The sequence below is a fragment of the Metallosphaera sp. D4-4 genome, assembly GCF_046245145.1.
GTDB lineage: Archaea > Thermoproteota > Thermoprotei_A > Sulfolobales > Sulfolobaceae > Metallosphaera > Metallosphaera sedula.
The window spans coordinates 2,088,201-2,105,468 of record NZ_CP176412.1 but is presented as its reverse complement, the minus strand read 5'-3'; the positions used below and the strand labels follow the sequence as shown (position 1 = coordinate 2,105,468).

Sequence of the window (17,268 nt, the reverse complement as noted above, 5' to 3'; positions counted from 1 at the left end):
AACCATTCCCACGTTTATTTCTGTCGCTATCTCGTCGTTATGCTCTTGTCCAATTACTAGCAGTTCCAAAGATTATATCAGATAATTTTAAAACGTAAATAGATTAGTATAATCTTGGAAGGATGGTCGAAGTCAAGATAATCGGAAAGGATATATTTGAGACCATTAAGGAACTGGAGGAAGGGCCCAAGATGCCAGGATGGGCCGAATGGAGAGCGGTAGAAGCTAACGGGAAGGATAAAAGAAGATCTCAAAATCGGGCAAAGAGTCTATTCTAACCTTGAAAACCAAGCCTTTTGTTACGCTCAAGCTGTAAATGCCCTAAACTGTTTAGGAAAATAAGCCAGGAAAATTACTGAGACTTGGATTGGCCATGAAGGTGTAGGATAAGATATTTCATGTGTGTTAATCTTCTGGTTAAGCGCAGGCCATGCTAACTTTGTTTTGAACCCCAGTGTTTGTGACTAGGTCGATGCCTAGACCTGAGGCTTAACAGTCTGAATTAATCAGGAATTCGACTGATATCCTGGTCCGAAGAGATCAAACTTTTAAAATGAAAGGCGCCGCAGCCGGGATTTGAACCCGGGTCAGGGGCTCGACAGGCCCCCATCCTAGACCGGGCTAGACTACTGCGGCATATTAATATTATTACATTCAATATTTAAAGTTATCTTTTCTTTTTCTTCGGCTATAAATGGGACTAAGTTCAACTGTTCTGATGGTGTTATTAGAACTTTCTAAGAAAAATCTAAAGGCAAACCTCCAAATTTGCTAACTTTGATTGTAGAACCTTGATAGCTGTTAAATCGTGAAGCATTGGCTGGATGTTTGGTTATTGCTGAAGTTAGTGGGTAGCTTGATCCCACTGCCCACTCCACCAAAGTAACTGAGTGGTCCAAACGCGACGAGCCTTATTTACGTTCTAGAAATATCGCCAAAATGACAATGCCATCCGAGGATATATGCATATGTGTGGCAAGTCCACTTACTTTCGGCTAACCCTGTAGTATATAAACTAGATATACTTATATAATCCTAAAACAATTGTTATCCATGGAAACCCTTCAAAGAGAACAGTTAGTTCAGGCCGAGATAAACGGGGATTCTCAGGCCGTTTTGACCCAAATGAGGGTGATCAATGAGCAACTCAATAACTTTGTTCAGAACGATAGGGTACTGGAATCGATCTCCTTTAACGCAATAGCCATGGTGCGGGTTGGGTCACCTTTCACGTATATCACCAACAACGATGAGGCCAACGAGGAGGCCAGATGTAACGGCAGAACCGAGGATAACATGAGGGATAGATTCAACGCGGGGGACAGGGAGTACATGAAGCTCGCCTTCGTTTCCATAGCCAGCGACGATGACATATCTGCGCAAATCGTGGGCAAGCCCGTCAAGGAAGCTCCCAAGCTCGTGTTCAGACAGGGCGTTATGGTAAAGCTCACGAATCCCTCAGGAAAGGAAATTATGGTATACGTGGGTGGAATCTCGCCAGAGTGGAGAGGGGATAGAGTCTCAACTTATCAGTACGGTGCAGAGAGGAGATTTAAGTTCAGTTCCGGGGTTAGGAATAGGATCTCGGGCGTGTTGGGCAGGTTCAACATTGGCGTGCTCTTTGGCGCAGAGAGGGCATCTCAGGTATTTGTGAATCCTCCCTCACCCAAGTCGTCAAGCTACTCCGCGTTCTTGCAGTCATATAGGAGAGATATACTGGAGGATAGCATCAAAAAAGGCCCTGGCCTATTTTACAAAACTCCAACTTCGCACGGAGGGTGTAATGCATGTACCTCTATAGCGTTATCTACTAGCTCTAACTTTCCAGATCTTCTCCCGGCTTTCTCCACTCCCTTTGTCCCATTCATTGACCAGAGCTATTACTTGATCCCTGGCTATCCTGAGAACCCCATAGACGAGTATTACCTTGGGTCTCCCGTCTATGCTGGTAACTCCAACTGCGACACACCCACCATCGTAGGTTTCATCTCCTCCCTTGTACCCTTTTCCCAGGCCCTTCAGGCTTACGCCCAACTCCAGAACAGGTCAGTCCAGTCTAGTAATCAGCTAGAAAGTCAGCTGAACCAGTTCCTCTCATCCTCCTCGGTCGCATTCGTCTTCCCCCCACCAAGGAGCTGGAGCTACGACGACGTAATACAGTGGTCCTACTCCTTGGGCTACTCGCAGGACTACATATCCACGGCCGTCAATTTCGCGGTGGTGTTGGGAATTATCCTTTCCCAGTACCCTGAGGACGTCGTCGACGACCTCGAGAAAGAGCTGTATAGGCACGAGTTCAGTTGTTCCAACCAGGACCAATGTTACTCTGAGATGAGCAAGATAACGCAGGATATCTACAACGTGCTCTCCCAGCAGGGTTCGGACAAGGAACTTGAGGCATTACGTGTATGTCACGCGGAGGCCACCACGCTCGACGAGACCTGTTACTGGAACTGTGTGGATAGGGTCTACGAGTCCCTCAAGCGTCTCCCGCTCTTTGAAAGGCTACACATATCACCTTCGCCCGAGGAGTTAAGGTGGGATGCGCAAACCCAATGCAAGGAGGCCTGCATCAAGTTTAACGAGAAGAGGTACCTCGAATGTCTGAAACAGATATATCCCTCCAGGGGCACTCACGTGACGCCCCAGTGAGGAAACCAAACATTCTTTCTCGATCTCGTGTTTCAAGATTCTCACGTTACGGTTATTGAAATCGTGTGATACATGAGTCACCCACAAAACTCTCTATTTCTAGGGCCAGGTTCTCACAAGCTCATCCAAGATGAAGTGCGGGGGGCGGGATTTGGACCCGCGCAGGACTGCTCCAGCGGATCACCTATGTGATCTTAAGTCCGCCCCCTTTGACCAGGCTCGGGCACCCCCGCAGAAATAAACTTGATCCAGTTGCTTAAAGGTTTATCCGAAAATTTAATTTATCACTGATACTCTCTGTTACCAGATTTACGATGGTGAAGCATTCGAGAGGAAACAGGACAAGGAGCAGGAAACTTCTCAAGAAGTCACCTAGGGAAAGGGGAGCGGTTCCTTCTTTGGGTAGGCTAATGCTTGACCTGAAGGAAGGTGAAAGGGTAGTTATAAAGATAAACTCCTCCACCCATAGTGGGATGCCACACAGGAGATATCAGGGTAAGGTTGGAACCATTCTCGGGAAAAGGGGCAAGTCCTACGAAGTTAAGGTAAAGCTGGGAGATAAGGAAAAGATCCTCATAGTTAGGCCAGAACACCTGAATCAGATAAAGGCTTAAAAGTGATTTTTCTATGTCCTCTATCCAGATCATTGAGGAAGATTACGTTCCCTACTCGGTGGCCAAGGAGATTCTAAAGGAGGCCATTGAGTCAGGATCTTCCTCCTCCATTCTACAGAAGACCTTCGAATACCTTAACTCTCTAGAGAAGTGCAGCGCTGAAAACGCGCGGAAACTCATGGAGGAGCTTAAGGGAATGATCTCCAAGAAGGAGGTTATGGCAATGATAAGCAGTCTTTGCCCCGACAACCCCGATGGCCTTAGGGCTATCCTCACCCTAGAGGGTAAGACGTTTTCACAGGAGGAACTTGAAAAAATTCTAGATTTAATAAAAAGATACAGAAACAACTGATTGTCTTTAATATTCTAATTGCATATATCCTTATCTGTGGCACTATGAGTAAGAGAGGGCCTAGGGAGCGCTACGTTTATGTGTTAGACTACCTTAGGGAAGGAAATCCGCTGGATAAGCACAAGTGGCATAAGAACAAGCCCCTGGTACAGGTCATAGGTGAGGATTACTTCATTCTAATGGAGGCTTTCCCGTTAACTGAACAGATTCAGATAGAGGAGAGGATAGATAGGGATCAGGAACCCCCCGTACTCAAGGTCGATGTCCTCATTGATTACGAGGACCTTACCTCGCTTGCCAAGGATAATCTGGGAAAGATCCTGGAGAAGATAGTTACGGCAAAGGAGAGTCAATTTGTCAACTTCTTCAATAAGGCCGAGCCTCTAACCCTGAAACTTCATGCCCTTGAGCTTCTCCCAGACATAGGGAAGAAGACTCTGAGAACAATCCTGGAGGAGCGAAAACGCCTCCCCTTCTCCAGCTTTGCAGACATAGAGACGAGGGTGGGAATTAAGAACGTGAAGGAGATACTCGTGAAGAGGTTGCTCATAGAGATTAAGAGGGAGGACAAGTATTTCCTTTTCGTGTATCCAGGTGAGTCCGAAAGGGGGATTGAGGGAGAGAGGAAGCCTCAGGAGCAGAAATATATAGGCTACTTAGAAAGATTAAAGCAGGGATGAATTATTCACAGAATTTTCTGGTAGATCAAGAAATAATTTCTCGTATTGTGGGTTATGCTTCTGAATTGAGGCCCCTCATAGAGATAGGATGTGGGAAGGGGAATCTCTCCAGGTTTCTAAACCCCGACGTCTGTATTGAGCTGGATTCTCGCCTACTTCCCTTTCTTTCCCAGTATAACCCTGTTCAGGGAGACGCTAGAAAGCTTCCAGTGTCCAGGGGACAGATAGTTTCCTCGCTTCCATACTCCATAACCTCAGATTTTTTCGTCGAAGTTTCAAGGCTGGACTCATTCCCTAGGCTTCTCCTTGTTCTACAGGAGGATTTCGTGAATAAGATACTGGATTACCCGACCTTTCTATCCTTTCTCCTGAATTATTATTACAGGATTAGCAAGCTCATGGTGATCCCGCCCAAGGCATTTAGGCCCGTACCCAAGGTTTTCTCATCCTTGGTTCTCCTCGAAAGGAGGAGGAATTACAACGAGATAGTGACTGAGATAATAAAATGTTTGAGCAGTTATAGAAACAAGACCTTGAAAAATGCCTCGCAACTGTGCGGTTTAAGCTCAACTGAAACTAGAAGGGTGAGGGACTTCAAGCCATGGATGGTTACAGAGTTATTGGGTTCGGTGGGTATAAGCTCTGCGTGAATGAGGAGGTTTATGAGCCAGCGGAGGACTCTGAGATTCTAGCCTCTATTCTGGACGTAAAACCGGGAGAAAAAGTGATAGATGTGGGCTCAGGAAGCGGGATATTGGGGATAGTTGCAGGCAGGATGGGAGCCTCTGTCATCTCAATAGACGTGAACCCCTACGCCACAGAGGCGACCCTATGTTCCTCGAAGTTAAATCACGTGAATATTGAGGTGATAAATTGCGATTCGGTTACGTGTTTGAGGGGGTTCAGGGTTGATGCCTTGATATTCAATCCGCCCTATCTACCCGTGGAGGAGACATCTAGCTGGATAGGATATAGCTGGTCCGGGGGAAAGGGAGGGACTGAGGTCCTCATAAGGGTAATGAGCGAAGTCAACGCAAGGAGTTACTATTTTGTGTACTCTAGCTTCACAGATGAGGAGGAGATAGACAGGTTCCTCAAGTCTCGTGGTTTAGAAATAAATAAAGTCAAAGAAAGGGTAATCGGGTTTGAGGTTCTCAAGGCGGTGAAGGTAGTTGCTAAGGGTTATACTGGTGGAGCCTGAAGGGGAATATAACGTAGGATTTGTAGCGAGATTATGTAAGAACTTTGAAGTCGATCAACTATACATAGTTAATCCCAGGTGTGACCTCAACAAGGCCTTGGAGTTCTCGGCAAAGGGAAGAGATTTCATGGAGAAGGTAGTAGTTACCTCAACCCTGGAGGAGGCGCTGCGTGACTTGGATCTAAAGATATCCACATCTAGTATTGCCGATTCTAAGGGAGATATGTTACGAAAGTCCATGCCTCCCTGGGAGATCGTCAAATTGATGGAAAATAGGAAGACAGGTTTAGTGTTTGGCAGGGAGAGCGTGGGCTTAACGAGGGAGGAGATATTAATGACAGATATCATGGTTCACATCCCAGCCAATAGAAGCTACCCAGTCCTCAATCTGTCTCATGCTGTTGGAATAGTTCTCTATGAGATCTGGAAGTCCACCCATCTGCGTGGAGGCGAGACCGGTCCTGCTCCTTCCCAGGAGACATTGAGCCTAGTTGATAAGTACGTGAAGACCCTTTACGACGCGATCAAGAGGTCTAACGGAGATGAAGCAATGTATATTGCAACCAAGAGGTCACTACTGCGGGGCATTAGGGACGAGGAAGAGGGGAGAGCAGTGGTTAGGTTCCTTAGAAAGGTCTACATGAGAATGATCCATAGCAATGAATGAGTTTTTATACTCTTTACTAAAGATGTTTGTTCAATGTCAGCTAGATCAGGTGCCAAGGGTAGTGCTGGTGCACTTAAAGATAAGTGGAAGATGAAGAAATGGTTCTCAATATATTCACCTAAGGTATTTGGAGAAGTATCCTTGGGTTCTACCCCAGCCTTTGACGTATCACAGACCATGGGCAGGAAAGTGGAGACTACGCTTTACGACCTGACAGGAGACTTCAGCACGGTATACGTTCACCTTTACTTTAAGGTTGTGAGGAATGAGGGAGAAAGGCTTTTCACTGAATTTGCTGGTCACGAACTCTCAAGGGATTATGTGAGGTCTTTGGTAAGGAGAAAGAGTTCCAAGATTAACAAGGTGGTAGACATAACCACTAAGGATGGCTTCACACTTAGGGTTAAGACTTTGGCCTTAACGGCCTACAGGGTTCACAGGGAACAGGCTACTACCATTAGGAAGATCATGGAGGATGTGGTTAAGAAGACGGCAGAGGGTAAGACCTTCGATGAATTCGTTCAGGAAATGATATTCGGGAATTTAGCAAATAATATATTCAATGAGGCAAAGAAAATAGCTCCTCTTAGGAAGGCCGAGATAGAGAAGTCCAAGGTTCTCTTTGCACCCCTTATTAAGGAGGGTAAGCAAACCGTTGAAAGTAGTGCTCCTGGCAGCGGGTAAAGGAGAAAGACTGGAACCCATTACCCATACCAGGCCTAAGCCCTTTGTTCCCGTTCTCGGCGAAACCCTTATTGAGAGGAATTTAAGGATTGTCAAGGATATTGTGAAAGATCCTGATATTTTTGTAGTAATCCCTGAGGAGTATCCTCGCGAGTATGAGAATTTCTTTTCGCGATTGCAGGGAGTAAGGCTCGTGAAACAGGGCGAAAGAAAGGGAACGGGAGGCGCTCTTCAGTATATTCCTAGATTCTCCGATGACGAGGTTGTCATTTTTTATGGCGACGTATATACCACTAGGAACTCCGTGGAGAGGTTGATATCTGAGCCAGGTAATGCCATGCTTGGTATTGAAGTTCCCAATCCCAGCGAATACGGATCTCTTCAAATTGATGGGGAAGGGAACCTTCGAGGAATCGTGGAGAAAAGTCCTAACCCACCCTCTAAGGTGATTAATGGAGGAATCTATAAGCTGTCATCGTCAATCTTAGATTTGGTGGACTCCCTGGAGATCTCTCCCAGGGGAGAATATGAGTTTACTGACGCTCTTACGGCCTTCGCCAAGACACATAAGATAAAGGTGGTTAAGAGCAATGATTTCTGGAGGGATGTGGGAAAGCCCTGGGATGTCATTGATATAAATAAGGCTGAACTGGACTCAATTCCAGGTAGAATAGAAGGGGAATTGGAGGAAAATGTTAAGATAGTAGGAAAAGTGGTCATTGAAGAGGGAGCTAAGGTCCTATCTGGTACAAGGATAGAGGGACCTGTATTCATAGGTAAGAACTGTGTAGTGGGACCTAATGCCTATCTAAGGCCCTACACCCTTCTCACTGGTAACGTGAAGATAGGGTCATTCGTGGAGATTAAGGAATCAGTAGTAATGGAGGGGACAAAGATTCCTCACCTGAGTTACGTTGGGGATAGCGTGATCTCAGAGGACGTTAATTTTGGGGCCGGTACATTAGTGGCGAACTTAAGGTTTGATGAGAAGGAGGTCTTCATGAATATCAAGGGAAAGAGACAGGGAACTGGGAGGAAAAAGATGGGAACTGTAGTGGGGGGACATGTAAGAACAGGGATAAACGTGTCCATTCTGCCTGGAATAAAGATCGGGGCTTACGCCATGATTTATCCAGGAGCAGTGGTAAACAGGGACGTGAACAGGGGAGAATTCTATAAGGGGTAGGATACTACAAGAACTTTCTATAGTTACATGCACGTGATGGCAGGAAGGCAATGGACCGTGGGGAGTTAAGGGTTCCAGCTATGCCTTAGCCAATGTGGACACTATCTTTATCACATCTCCATCTCTGAGTTCGTAATCCTCTCCTACCCTAACCCTTTTCTTAGCCTCTATGGCATATAGGAACCCCTTTCCCAAATCCGTGTGAATGAGAAAAGCCAGATCCCTCGGCGTTGAACCTTTCTCCACAAGGAACACGTCTGGTAGAACATCTCCATCCTTGTTAGTATATTTCCTTTCATCCTCCACAGGATAAACGTGGATCATGTTTAGTGCCCCAAAGACAGCCTCGTTTATGGCCTGTTGTACGCCAGTGCTCCCGTATACATCTAGCACGTTGGTCTTTATGTAGTTTAGAGCCTTCATCCTCTTTTCTTCAAGATTTCCTATTATCTTGAAGTGTCCATCGCCGGGAATATACTCAATAATTCCAGCCTTGGCTGCCCTCCTGAGCGCAAGCTCGGACTCAGCGCTAACTGGAACTACGTGGGGATACTTCTCCTTAAGTTTGGAGATATTGTGCCTCGAGATCGGTATATCGGCTTTGTTAGCCGCGATAACAATGGGCTTAGATATTCTACGCAACGTTGAGCTGAACTGCCTGAGTCCTTCATCTCCCCATTGGATCAACTTAACGTTTTCTAAACCACTGGCCTTCAGTGCCATAACCACATGTTTCCTGTTCACGGATAACCCAGATACCTTACTGAGAAGGGACTCCACTACGTCCTTACTGCTGAGGTCTGTTGTCCTAGCGAATTTATCCCAATCCTTTTTTATAACCGAGAAGAACCATTCATCAATTTCGCTTTCCACGAATTTGATGTCCTCTTCAGGATCCCTAGATCCAGGGCTTACCATTACGCCCTCTTCGTTTGTGGAACCGCTTGCATCCACAACATGGATTAATACGTCAGCCTTTCTGAGATCGTCAAGAAATTTATTCCCCAGTCCTCTCCCCTCATGAGCTCCTGGAATTAATCCAGCAACGTCCACTAGCTTGACCGGGATGAATCTGTAGTCTCCTATACAGATGGAATTCTTTGGTTGACACTTGACTCCTAACTCGGTGTGGACGCATTTCTTCCTGACGTAAGCTACACCTACATTTGGCTCTATTGTTACGAACGGTCTGTTAGCTATCTCCACTTCCAGCATTGTTGCGGCGGAAAAGAACGTGCTCTTGCCAACATTAGTTTTGCCAATGAGACCTATGGTTATCATGTATATTCTGTGATATAGGTACCGTTCAGTTTTTTAAGTAGTTGATAGCTAGCACTATAGGAGAGATGATATGGTAGCGTCAGCGTATTCTTTCATGGCAAGTACCTGGGCCAGTGAGGAATGGAAAAAAACAGTTATTAGGCAAAGGCTAGTAGAGTGGAGGAATCAGAACACTGTTACCAGAATTGAGAAACCAACTAGGCTGGACAGGGCTAGAGCACTGGGATACAAGGCCAAACAGGGGATTATTGTTGCGAGAGTTAAGGTGGAAAAGGGAGGAATGGATAAGCAGAGACCCAACAGTGGTAGGAGACCCAAAAGAATGGGTGTCTATGGTTTCTCCCCTGCCAAGAGTTTACAGTTCATTGCTGAGGAGAAAGCAGCTAGGAGGTTCCCTGGTCTAGAAGTTCTAGGAAGTTATTATGTAGCTGAGGACGGGAAGTACAAGTATTATGAGGTAATACTAGTAGATCCGCATAACCCAGTCATTATGTCAGATCCTCAATTTAACTGGCTGAAGAATCCGGCGAACAGGGGAAGGGTATTCAGGGGTCTAACCTCGGCTGGTAGGAGAACTCGCGGGCTTCTCAAGTCCCGTGGCCTAAAGGGAACAATCCACTACAAGATAGCTAGAAAGAAGAAGGAGAGAGAACAGAAGAAGAGGCATGAGGCAAGCAAGTACTATAGACTAGCTAAATACGACAGGATACCAGGCAAGTAGGGGACATGCGAGTTAACAGAATAACCGCTTCTGTATTTTTATATTCTACTGAAGATGAAAATAAGGTTCTTAGCGCCTTACTTTCCCTTCTTGATGATCAGAAGGGAACCTCCATTACTAGGTATGATGCCACGGGTCATTACGGCGACTCAATCGTAACCTTCAAGGTTGAACTTGAGGGTAAGATTGCTGGGGAAGTTACCCAGAGGTTACTTTCTAAGCTAGATAAGGGTGACATCATATTCTTGCTATCAACGATTCAAAGCAGATCTGAGGGTAACAGAATATATCTAAGAATAGATAAGCAGGCCCTGATATCTCAGGGAAGAGTTTTACTAAAAGATGGTGATGATGTAATAAAAATAGTCATAAGCTTAAAAGATAACATAAAACAATTTATGGAGGAATTGAAGAGACTTGCTAGTGGAAACTTGTATACAAGATCCTAAACTAATTGAGATATCTAGTCGGCTGGGATTTCAGGGATACATTGTTGAGTCAAGAAAACTGGATGAGGCGAGGTGGCAAGGAGTTAAGAAGAGATTGACCTTGGTGGGCGACTCACAGGTGAGCCCTAACACACCTATCGTGTTTTCCAAGCCCTTATCTAGGACTCAATTGGTCAAAGTCCTGAATGATATCAAGATTCATGGGATAAGTTTAGACAACGATAATTTCTATTTACTGAAAAAGAATCTCTTAAATTTGGCAAAGAGTAAAGGAAAATACATTGAAATAAGGTTGAACAGCTCATCATCTAGTGTTATCCGCAGGGCTATAGAATGGGGATATAAGGGTGCAAAAGTGATATTTTCGTCCTGCGCCTCTAGAAAATCGGAGTTATGGGCTCCCTTAAGCTTGGTAAACTACCTGGCATTTCATGGGGCAGACATGAAGGATGTAATAACGTGGGTCTATACATATCCCTTGGAGTTGTTTAAACTTGTATCAGACGATTCTTGATGTAATATTTGTAATATGGCTATTGATTATTACTATCCTGCTCCTGACAAGGAAAAACATGATAATGGTCAAGAGTAAACGTAAGGTTGGCAGGAACAAGAGGAGATACATTGTTTTTAGAGTTGTGGGACAAGGCGAGCTATCTCCTAGGGCTCTGGAAACATCAGTTAGGGAGGCCGTTAAGGAACTTATGGGAAGAATGTGGTTAGAAATCTCTGATCCTCATGTAATTTTTTATAACCCATCAAATATGAGCGGTATAATATCCACAAATAGGCTAGGCTATAGGGCCGTTTTAGCATCAATGCCTCTTGTTAAGTCTGTTAGTGGAACGGAGGTTCTCCTAGTTCCCTTTAGAACAACCGGAAGTTTAAAAAAGGCCAAGAGTCTCATACGAAGTGGATGATGACGCCGCTCCAGACTGTATGATGATGTTCCCTGCGACGATCTGATTATGACACTTTTATTAGCCTCTAGGCTTCGTATAAATTGATCATATATGGCTTTTGGACCAGCCGCAATGGGTTATGATAGGGCAATAACAATATTTTCGCCCGACGGCTCCTTATACCAAGTAGATTACGCCTTTGAGGCAGTGAAGAAAGGATGGACTACTTTGGGTGTTAAAACCAAGAACGCAGTGGTCATCCTAGGAGAGAAGAAGAAAGCCTCCCAGCTACTTGATGTGGACAGCATAGAGAAGGTCTTCCTATTGGATGATCATGTTGGATGTAGTTTTGCAGGTCTAGCGTCAGATGGAAGGATACTTATCGACTACGCCAGGAATTCCTCTCTTCAACACAGGCTAGTTTACGACGAACCCATCAGTATAGATTACCTTACCAAATTAATATCAGACGTGAAGCAGATGTATACTCAGCACGGTGGAGTTAGACCGTTCGGCGTTGCACTAATAGTGGGCGGAGTAGACAGGGGCGTTACTAAGTTATTTATGACTGAGCCCAGTGGGCAGTTCATGCCCTATCAGGCAGTGGCCATAGGACAGGGAGGGTATAATGCAACAGATTATCTGGAGAAGAACTACAAGGAAGATTTAAGCGTAGAGGAGACCATCCTGTTAGCACTGAATGCCTTGAAGGTAACTCTAAAGCCTGGAGAGAAACTGGGCCCTGGAAACGTCGAAATAGGATTCGCGACCAAGGAAGGTCAGTTCAGGAAAATGACTCTCGAGGAAAGGGCGAACTATCTGCAGAAAATTTAAGGTGATAAAAATATATGGGCCCGAAGGATTACGTCATAGTCAAATATGAGAGTCACGGAGAGAGGTTTGAAATTCTTGTCAAACCTAAGGAAGCTATGGAAATAAGGGAGGGCAAGAGCGTATCTCTTTCGGACGCAGTAGTCTCGGATACTATTTACAAGGATGTTAAGAAGGGGTTAAAGGCCTCCCCATCTTCTCTAAAGAAGGTTTTTGGAACCACAGATTTTGAAACAATCTCAAGGGAAATAATACTCAAGGGAGAGATCCCAATTACGGCCGAGCAAAGAAAAGAGATGCTTGAGGCCAAGAGGAAGCAAATAATTGATTTTATTCATAGAAACGCTGTGGATCCTAAGACCAATCTTCCCATACCTCCAGCTAGGTTGGAAATGGCCTTGGAACAAGCTAGGGTACAGATAGATATAAATAAGGAGGTTGAGGCCCAGGCTCTACAAATCATCCATGAATTAACAAGGATAATACCCATCAAGATAGCCAGAGCTCTCCTAGAGGTTAAGGTTCCCCAAAGGTACTCTGGAAAAGCGAAGCAGCAGCTTAGCTCCCTGGGGAGCGTTAAGAAAACAGTGTGGCTTGATGATGGTACTCTAGTGGCTGAGATAGAAATACCAGCTGGAGCTCAACAAGATGTAATAGATAAGTTAAATTCTATAACTAAAGGTGAAGTAGAAGTTAGAGTACTTCAAGTGAAGTGAAATGTCCACAGAAAACAAGATATATCTACAGGATAGGACCGTGGTAGTCCCTGGAGATCTAATAGCTGAGGGAAATTTTCAAATACCATGGTCTCCTTACGTAATTAAGCAGGGAAACAAGTACTACGCTTCGGTTATTGGAGTAGTTGAGGTTAAGGATTCTATCTTTGAAGTGATTCCTCTGGAAGGCTCCCACTATTATCCCAGAATAGGGGATACTGTGATAGCGTTGGTCGAGGATGTAGAACTGTATGGTTGGACTACTGACATCAAAGCTCCCTACTCTGCTTACCTACCAGCATCGTCTCTTTTAGGAAGGCCAGCCAATGTCGGTGAAGATCTAAGGCGTTATATAGATGTGGGGGATTACGTGATTGCGAAGGTTGAGAGCTTTGATAGAACTAGCGATCCTGTTCTATCAGTGAAGGGAAAGGGACTAGGGAGAGTTTCATCTGGTACGGTTATTGATATCCTTCCAGTCAAGGTTCCTAGGGTTGTGGGAAAGGGAAAGAGCATGTTGGAGACTTTGAGCACAGAGACCGGATGCGATATCCTTGTGGCTCAGAATGGGAGGGTACTAGCCAACTGTCCATCAAAGGAAAAGGAAAATGTTCTAATAATGGCCATCAGGACCATTGAGCGTGAGTCCCACACCAAAGGATTGACTGATAGAATTAAAAAACTAATAAAAGAATCACTAGGTGATAACAGTGTTACAAGTTCAGAAGCCCAAACTAATACTTGATGATGGAAGAAGACTTGACGGAAGGAGACCAGATGAGCTAAGACCAATGAAAATGGAGATAGGAGTACTGAAGAATGCCGACGGCTCGTCTTTGGTGGAGGTAGGAAATACTAAAATTATTGCAGCCGTTTACGGTCCTAGGGAAATGCACCCAAGGCATTTGGCCCTTCCAAACAGGGCAACGCTGAGGGTGAGATATCATATGACCCCTTTTTCTACTGACGAGAGAAAAAGCCCCGTACCTAGCAGAAGAGAGATTGAGCTCTCTAAGGTAATAAGGGAAGCATTGGAATCTTCTATACTTGTGGAGCAGTTTCCAAGGTCGTCCATTGATGTATTCATGGAAGTTATTCAAGCAGACGCTGGAACTAGGTTAGCCTCTCTCATGGCTGCTTCACTGGCTGTGGTGGATGCAGGAATTCCAGTGAAGGATGTGATTGCAGCAGTGGCCGTGGGTAAGGCAGACGGTGTAGTTGTACTGGATCTTAACGAGCCCGAGGACATGTGGGGTGAGGCAGATATGCCTGTAGCTATGTTACCGTCGTTAGGACAAATAACCCTTATTCAGCTCAATGGTAACATGACTCAGCAAGAGTTTAAGCAGGGATTGGAGTTGGCATACAAAGGTATTAGCACTATTTATAACTTGGAAAAGGAGGTACTACGAAACAAATTCGCCGAAATTCACGAGGAGGGATCCTAACATGTCTATGACACCAACAAACGAGAATGTAATCCCACTAATAAAGAAGGAAAGCATAATTGCTCTACTGGAAAGAGGTACTAGAAGTGACGGAAGGAAATTCACAGATTACAGGCCTTTATCTATTACTTTGGGATATGCGAAGAAGGCTGATGGATCTGCCCTAGTGAAGCTGGGAGATACAACCGTTCTAGCAGGAGTCAAGGTAGAGGAAGACGAACCATATCCAGACACGCCCAATCAAGGAAACCTTGTGGTTAACGCTGAGCTACTTCCCTTAGCCTATGAAACCTTTGAGCCTGGCCCCCCTGACGAGAATGCTATAGAACTATCTAGGGTGGTAGATAGGAGCCTTAGGGATTCAAAGGCAGTTGATCTATCAGGGCTGGTCATAGAGCCCGGCAAGAAAGTGTGGACTGTATGGGTTGACATTTCAGTTTTGGATTACGGAGGAAACGTGTTGGACGCTTGCACCATTGCGGCCGTAGCTGCACTTTACGACGCTAAGTTACCCAAGGTAGTGAGAGAAAACGATAACATAATCATACAAAAAGAGGAGAAGGTCACTCCACTCCCAATTAAGTACCCTGTTGTTACCGTTTCCGTGGCAAAGATAGGAAAGTTTCTCGTGGTGGATCCAGACCTAGAAGAAGAGGGTATAATGGACGCTAAAATATCATTTTCCTACATACCCAGTGGCAATATCGTTGGTATACAGAAGTCAGGTGAAGGGAGTTTCAGCCAGCAAGAGGTGGAAGTGGCGGAGGGAATGGCATCTGCTACTAGTCAGAAGTTATTAGAAGAGCTTAAAAGTCTCATAGGAATTGGAAAAGGTGAGTCGTAATGCCATCCAAGAAGAGCTCAAGGATAGCTGGTAGATTTGGTGCAAGATATGGTTCCTCTCTAAGGAAGAAGTGGAGCGAGATAATGGAGAAGAGGTACGCGGATCACACTTGTCCCGTCTGCAAGACCACAGGTAAGGTTTACAGGATTGCGTCTGGAGTTTGGAGTTGTAAGAAGTGTGGTAGTAAGTGGGCTGGTCAGGCCTATACACCGAGTTAGAATCGTGATTACTAGCTCTAGGGATACATCCAGTAGAACAAGGAGTTTTTTAAATTATTTAGAGTACATTTTTCCTTATTCAGTGAAGGTAAATAGGGGAAAAAGGAGTATCGATGATGTTTTTAAGATAGCGAGTCTATTGGGTGGAGAGTTACTCCTATTAGTTAATGTTTTAAAGGGCAATCCTAGTTCCCTGGAGGTTTATGATGTGATTACCGGAGAAAAATTGTACAATTTCTCGATAAAGGGCCTGAGGCTCAGAAGCGATTATGAGAAGTTTTCGTTATATAATTCCAGACGTAGATTGTGCATTAAACATGCTGAGTTCGGGTGTAGTAAGGTGATTTCTCTCCTCATAGATCTCGGGGCCACAAGGGCATCAGACTGCACGGTCCACGCTGAGATAAAGTTTAACGAATACTGTACAGTAAGGTTTTCGAATTCTCAGGACAAGGAGATTCTCCTTCTGGGGTTAGCAGAATGATAATGATTGATATTTCACTAAAGCCGTTTAATTCGGAGCTTAGAAATTTAATAAAGAATTCTCTTATAATTGAAGATATTGACAAGGAATTCGTTTCCATCGTAGATGATTCCATTCTTATAAAATGTGATAGTGTTTCTAGGTGCAGAGCTATAATGAATTCTTATATATTCTGGATCTACAGTGTGTTGAGTACTCTAAATGAGGTAGAACAAGATGGCAGAAAGAATTCCTCCTGAACTCCAAACCCAGCTTCTAAAATTACAACAGTTACAAAGCCAGTTAGAGAGGCTGACCTATGAGAAGAGTGTTATTGAGGGCGAGTTAAGAGAGGTCAATGAGGTTTTGAAGGAACTAGCTAATATACCGCAGGACTCGCCTGTCTACAAGATTGTGGGCAACCTCCTAATTAAACAGGACAGAAATAACGTTCAAAACGAGCTTAACGAAAGGAAAGAATTACTTGAACTTAAGAGCAGAACATATCAAAAACAAGAAGGACTTCTCAGGAAACAGTTTGAGGATCTACAGAAAAAGGTCAATGAGTTAATTCAGAAGTACTATCCGCAGGGCGCACCAGGAGCTTCCCCTCCAAAGGCTTAATATTTTTAGTTTAGCAACCAGAAGAATATTGTTATGCTGAGAATTTACGCCGATACTAGGGAGAAGCAATCTGGAATTCCTGACCTTTTACGCGATCTGGGTGCTTTAGTCTTCTTGCAGCAGTTATCTGTTGGGGACTATATAGTAGCTGACGGGGTTGCAGTGGAAAGGAAAAATGTTTTTGACTTGATGAATTCTGTTTTTGACAAGAGATTTTTCGACCAACTGGAAAGGCTCAGGGAAGTCTACTCAAAGGTATTCATTCTTGTGGAGGGGAATTTGGAGGGAGCCAAGACAATTACAACTAAGTGGAAGATTTTCAACTCTGCCCTCATTACTGCCACTGTGGATTATGATGTTGGCGTCCTTTATTCTCTAGATAAGAGGGAATCTGCAGAAGTGTTGGTTACCCTGGCAAGAAGGTACCAGGAGAGGGGTGTAGAGAGAAAGCCTATTTCCCTTCATGACAAACCTAAGTTTGAAAGTTTAGATGAGATGCAGCTCTACCTCGTTCAATCTCTGCCCAACGTGGGAGGAAAGATAGCCTTAAGGTTGCTAACAGAATTTTCCACAGTAAGAAATATATGTAATTCTAGTATAGCAGACCTTGAGAGAGTAATGAAGAGCAGGAAAAAAGCGGAACTTCTGTATAAGATATTCAATACGAAGTTCTCTAGTAATTCAGATAAGAAGTCTGCGTCGCTGACAGATTTTGTAGAGGAATAAAGATTTTTG

Annotated in this window: 24 protein-coding genes and 2 tRNA genes; 23 read left to right on the top strand and 3 right to left on the bottom strand. The window is 44.6% G+C overall.

Translation table 11 applies throughout. The annotated features are described in order from the left end of the window. The first annotated feature begins 122 nt into the window (after positions 1-122). Positions 123-278, top strand: coding sequence for a hypothetical protein (locus ACI49J_RS11580; RefSeq protein WP_155464914.1), 156 nt, complete (start codon positions 123-125; stop codon positions 276-278). A gap of 283 nt (positions 279-561) precedes the next feature. On the opposite strand, the gene ACI49J_RS11575 is transcribed toward ACI49J_RS11580, so the two are convergent. Next, positions 562-636: transfer RNA gene (locus ACI49J_RS11575), tRNA-Asp, on the bottom strand. Between the two features lie 417 nt (positions 637-1,053). Here ACI49J_RS11575 and ACI49J_RS11570 point away from each other — a divergent pair. Next, positions 1,054-2,652, top strand: coding sequence for a hypothetical protein (locus ACI49J_RS11570; RefSeq protein ID WP_011921206.1), 1,599 nt, complete (start codon positions 1,054-1,056; stop codon positions 2,650-2,652). 136 nt (positions 2,653-2,788) lie between these two features. Here the strand turns inward: ACI49J_RS11570 and ACI49J_RS11565 are convergent. Then, positions 2,789-2,885: transfer RNA gene (locus ACI49J_RS11565), tRNA-Leu, on the bottom strand. 81 nt (positions 2,886-2,966) lie between these two features. Here ACI49J_RS11565 and ACI49J_RS11560 point away from each other — a divergent pair. Genes ACI49J_RS11560 through spn form a run of 8 tightly spaced genes read left to right on the top strand, consistent with a single transcriptional unit; the run spans position 2,967 to position 8,036 of the window. Continuing rightward, positions 2,967-3,266, top strand: a complete 300-nt coding sequence (locus ACI49J_RS11560; protein WP_011921207.1) for a 50S ribosomal protein L21e — start codon at positions 2,967-2,969, stop codon at positions 3,264-3,266. 13 nt (positions 3,267-3,279) lie between these two features. Further along, a complete protein-coding gene (locus ACI49J_RS11555; protein WP_011921208.1) occupies positions 3,280-3,618 on the top strand; it encodes a DNA-directed RNA polymerase subunit F in 339 nt (112 codons plus the stop codon). A gap of 44 nt (positions 3,619-3,662) precedes the next feature. Beyond that, positions 3,663-4,298: a DUF655 domain-containing protein gene (locus tag ACI49J_RS11550; protein ID WP_240255190.1), complete on the top strand. Its 636-nt coding sequence runs from the start codon at positions 3,663-3,665 to the stop codon at positions 4,296-4,298. Continuing rightward, on the top strand, positions 4,295-4,948 hold the full coding sequence (locus ACI49J_RS11545) for a 16S ribosomal RNA methyltransferase A (RefSeq protein ID WP_240255192.1): 654 nt from the start codon (positions 4,295-4,297) through the stop codon (positions 4,946-4,948). The genes ACI49J_RS11550 and ACI49J_RS11545 overlap by 4 nt, the downstream gene beginning before the upstream one ends. Beyond that, entirely contained in the window at positions 4,900-5,499 is a 600-nt protein-coding gene (locus ACI49J_RS11540) for a HemK2/MTQ2 family protein methyltransferase (protein ID WP_011921211.1), read from the top strand. The genes ACI49J_RS11545 and ACI49J_RS11540 overlap by 49 nt, the downstream gene beginning before the upstream one ends. Further along, positions 5,471-6,166, top strand: a complete 696-nt coding sequence (gene trmJ, locus ACI49J_RS11535; protein ID WP_011921212.1) for a tRNA (cytidine-2'-O-)-methyltransferase TrmJ — start codon at positions 5,471-5,473, stop codon at positions 6,164-6,166. Before ACI49J_RS11540 ends, trmJ begins: the two co-directional genes overlap by 29 nt. Before the next feature lie 33 nt (positions 6,167-6,199). Continuing rightward, a complete protein-coding gene (locus tag ACI49J_RS11530) occupies positions 6,200-6,850 on the top strand; it encodes a 30S ribosomal protein S3ae (protein WP_011921213.1) in 651 nt (216 codons plus the stop codon). Then, on the top strand, positions 6,822-8,036 hold the full coding sequence (gene spn / locus ACI49J_RS11525) for a bifunctional sugar-1-phosphate nucleotidylyltransferase/acetyltransferase (RefSeq protein ID WP_240255194.1): 1,215 nt from the start codon (positions 6,822-6,824) through the stop codon (positions 8,034-8,036). The genes ACI49J_RS11530 and spn overlap by 29 nt, the downstream gene beginning before the upstream one ends. Before the next feature lie 78 nt (positions 8,037-8,114). Here spn and ACI49J_RS11520 read toward each other — a convergent pair whose 3' ends face one another. Beyond that, complete coding sequence (locus ACI49J_RS11520; RefSeq protein WP_240255196.1) at positions 8,115-9,317, bottom strand: redox-regulated ATPase YchF; 1,203 nt, start codon at positions 9,315-9,317, stop codon at positions 8,115-8,117. Positions 9,318-9,387: 70 nt separating this feature from the next. Here ACI49J_RS11520 and ACI49J_RS11515 point away from each other — a divergent pair, with 70 nt between their 5' ends. The 13 genes from ACI49J_RS11515 to xpf all read left to right on the top strand — a co-directional run bounded on the left by ACI49J_RS11515 (position 9,388) and on the right by xpf (position 17,259). Continuing rightward, the gene (locus ACI49J_RS11515; protein ID WP_240255198.1) at positions 9,388-10,038 is read left to right on the top strand and encodes a 50S ribosomal protein L15e; all 651 of its coding nucleotides are present in this window, start codon (positions 9,388-9,390) and stop codon (positions 10,036-10,038) included. A gap of 5 nt (positions 10,039-10,043) precedes the next feature. Beyond that, entirely contained in the window at positions 10,044-10,487 is a 444-nt protein-coding gene (locus tag ACI49J_RS11510) for an RNA-binding protein (protein ID WP_011921217.1), read from the top strand. Continuing rightward, positions 10,462-11,001 (top strand): hypothetical protein, encoded by a 540-nt coding sequence (locus tag ACI49J_RS11505; protein ID WP_240255200.1) that lies wholly within the window; start codon positions 10,462-10,464, stop codon positions 10,999-11,001. Before ACI49J_RS11510 ends, ACI49J_RS11505 begins: the two co-directional genes overlap by 26 nt. Continuing rightward, positions 10,982-11,407, top strand: coding sequence for an Rpp14/Pop5 family protein (locus ACI49J_RS11500; RefSeq protein ID WP_240255202.1), 426 nt, complete (start codon positions 10,982-10,984; stop codon positions 11,405-11,407). The genes ACI49J_RS11505 and ACI49J_RS11500 overlap by 20 nt, the downstream gene beginning before the upstream one ends. Before the next feature lie 93 nt (positions 11,408-11,500). Beyond that, positions 11,501-12,223 carry an archaeal proteasome endopeptidase complex subunit alpha gene (psmA, locus tag ACI49J_RS11495; protein WP_011921220.1) on the top strand — a complete coding sequence of 241 codons (723 nt, stop codon included), beginning with the start codon at positions 11,501-11,503 and terminating at the stop codon, positions 12,221-12,223. A 14-nt stretch (positions 12,224-12,237) separates the two neighbouring features. Continuing rightward, the gene (locus ACI49J_RS11490) at positions 12,238-12,936 is read left to right on the top strand and encodes a ribosome assembly factor SBDS (RefSeq protein ID WP_011921221.1); all 699 of its coding nucleotides are present in this window, start codon (positions 12,238-12,240) and stop codon (positions 12,934-12,936) included. Position 12,937: 1 nt separating this feature from the next. Beyond that, a complete protein-coding gene (rrp4, locus tag ACI49J_RS11485) occupies positions 12,938-13,681 on the top strand; it encodes an exosome complex RNA-binding protein Rrp4 (protein WP_011921222.1) in 744 nt (247 codons plus the stop codon). Next, on the top strand, positions 13,647-14,384 hold the full coding sequence (gene rrp41 / locus ACI49J_RS11480; protein WP_011921223.1) for an exosome complex exonuclease Rrp41: 738 nt from the start codon (positions 13,647-13,649) through the stop codon (positions 14,382-14,384). Before rrp4 ends, rrp41 begins: the two co-directional genes overlap by 35 nt. A 1-nt stretch (position 14,385) precedes the next feature. Beyond that, positions 14,386-15,228 carry an exosome complex protein Rrp42 gene (gene rrp42 / locus ACI49J_RS11475; RefSeq protein WP_011921224.1) on the top strand — a complete coding sequence of 281 codons (843 nt, stop codon included), beginning with the start codon at positions 14,386-14,388 and terminating at the stop codon, positions 15,226-15,228. Then, positions 15,228-15,446, top strand: coding sequence for a 50S ribosomal protein L37ae (locus ACI49J_RS11470; RefSeq protein ID WP_011921225.1), 219 nt, complete (start codon positions 15,228-15,230; stop codon positions 15,444-15,446). Before rrp42 ends, ACI49J_RS11470 begins: the two co-directional genes overlap by 1 nt. A gap of 82 nt (positions 15,447-15,528) precedes the next feature. Then, a complete protein-coding gene (locus ACI49J_RS11465) occupies positions 15,529-15,930 on the top strand; it encodes a hypothetical protein (protein ID WP_240255204.1) in 402 nt (133 codons plus the stop codon). A 216-nt stretch (positions 15,931-16,146) separates the two neighbouring features. Then, positions 16,147-16,533, top strand: coding sequence for a prefoldin subunit beta (locus ACI49J_RS11460; protein ID WP_011921228.1), 387 nt, complete (start codon positions 16,147-16,149; stop codon positions 16,531-16,533). A gap of 33 nt (positions 16,534-16,566) precedes the next feature. After that, entirely contained in the window at positions 16,567-17,259 is a 693-nt protein-coding gene (gene xpf / locus ACI49J_RS11455; protein WP_011921229.1) for a 3'-flap repair endonuclease Xpf, read from the top strand. Positions 17,260-17,268: the final 9 nt, after the last annotated feature.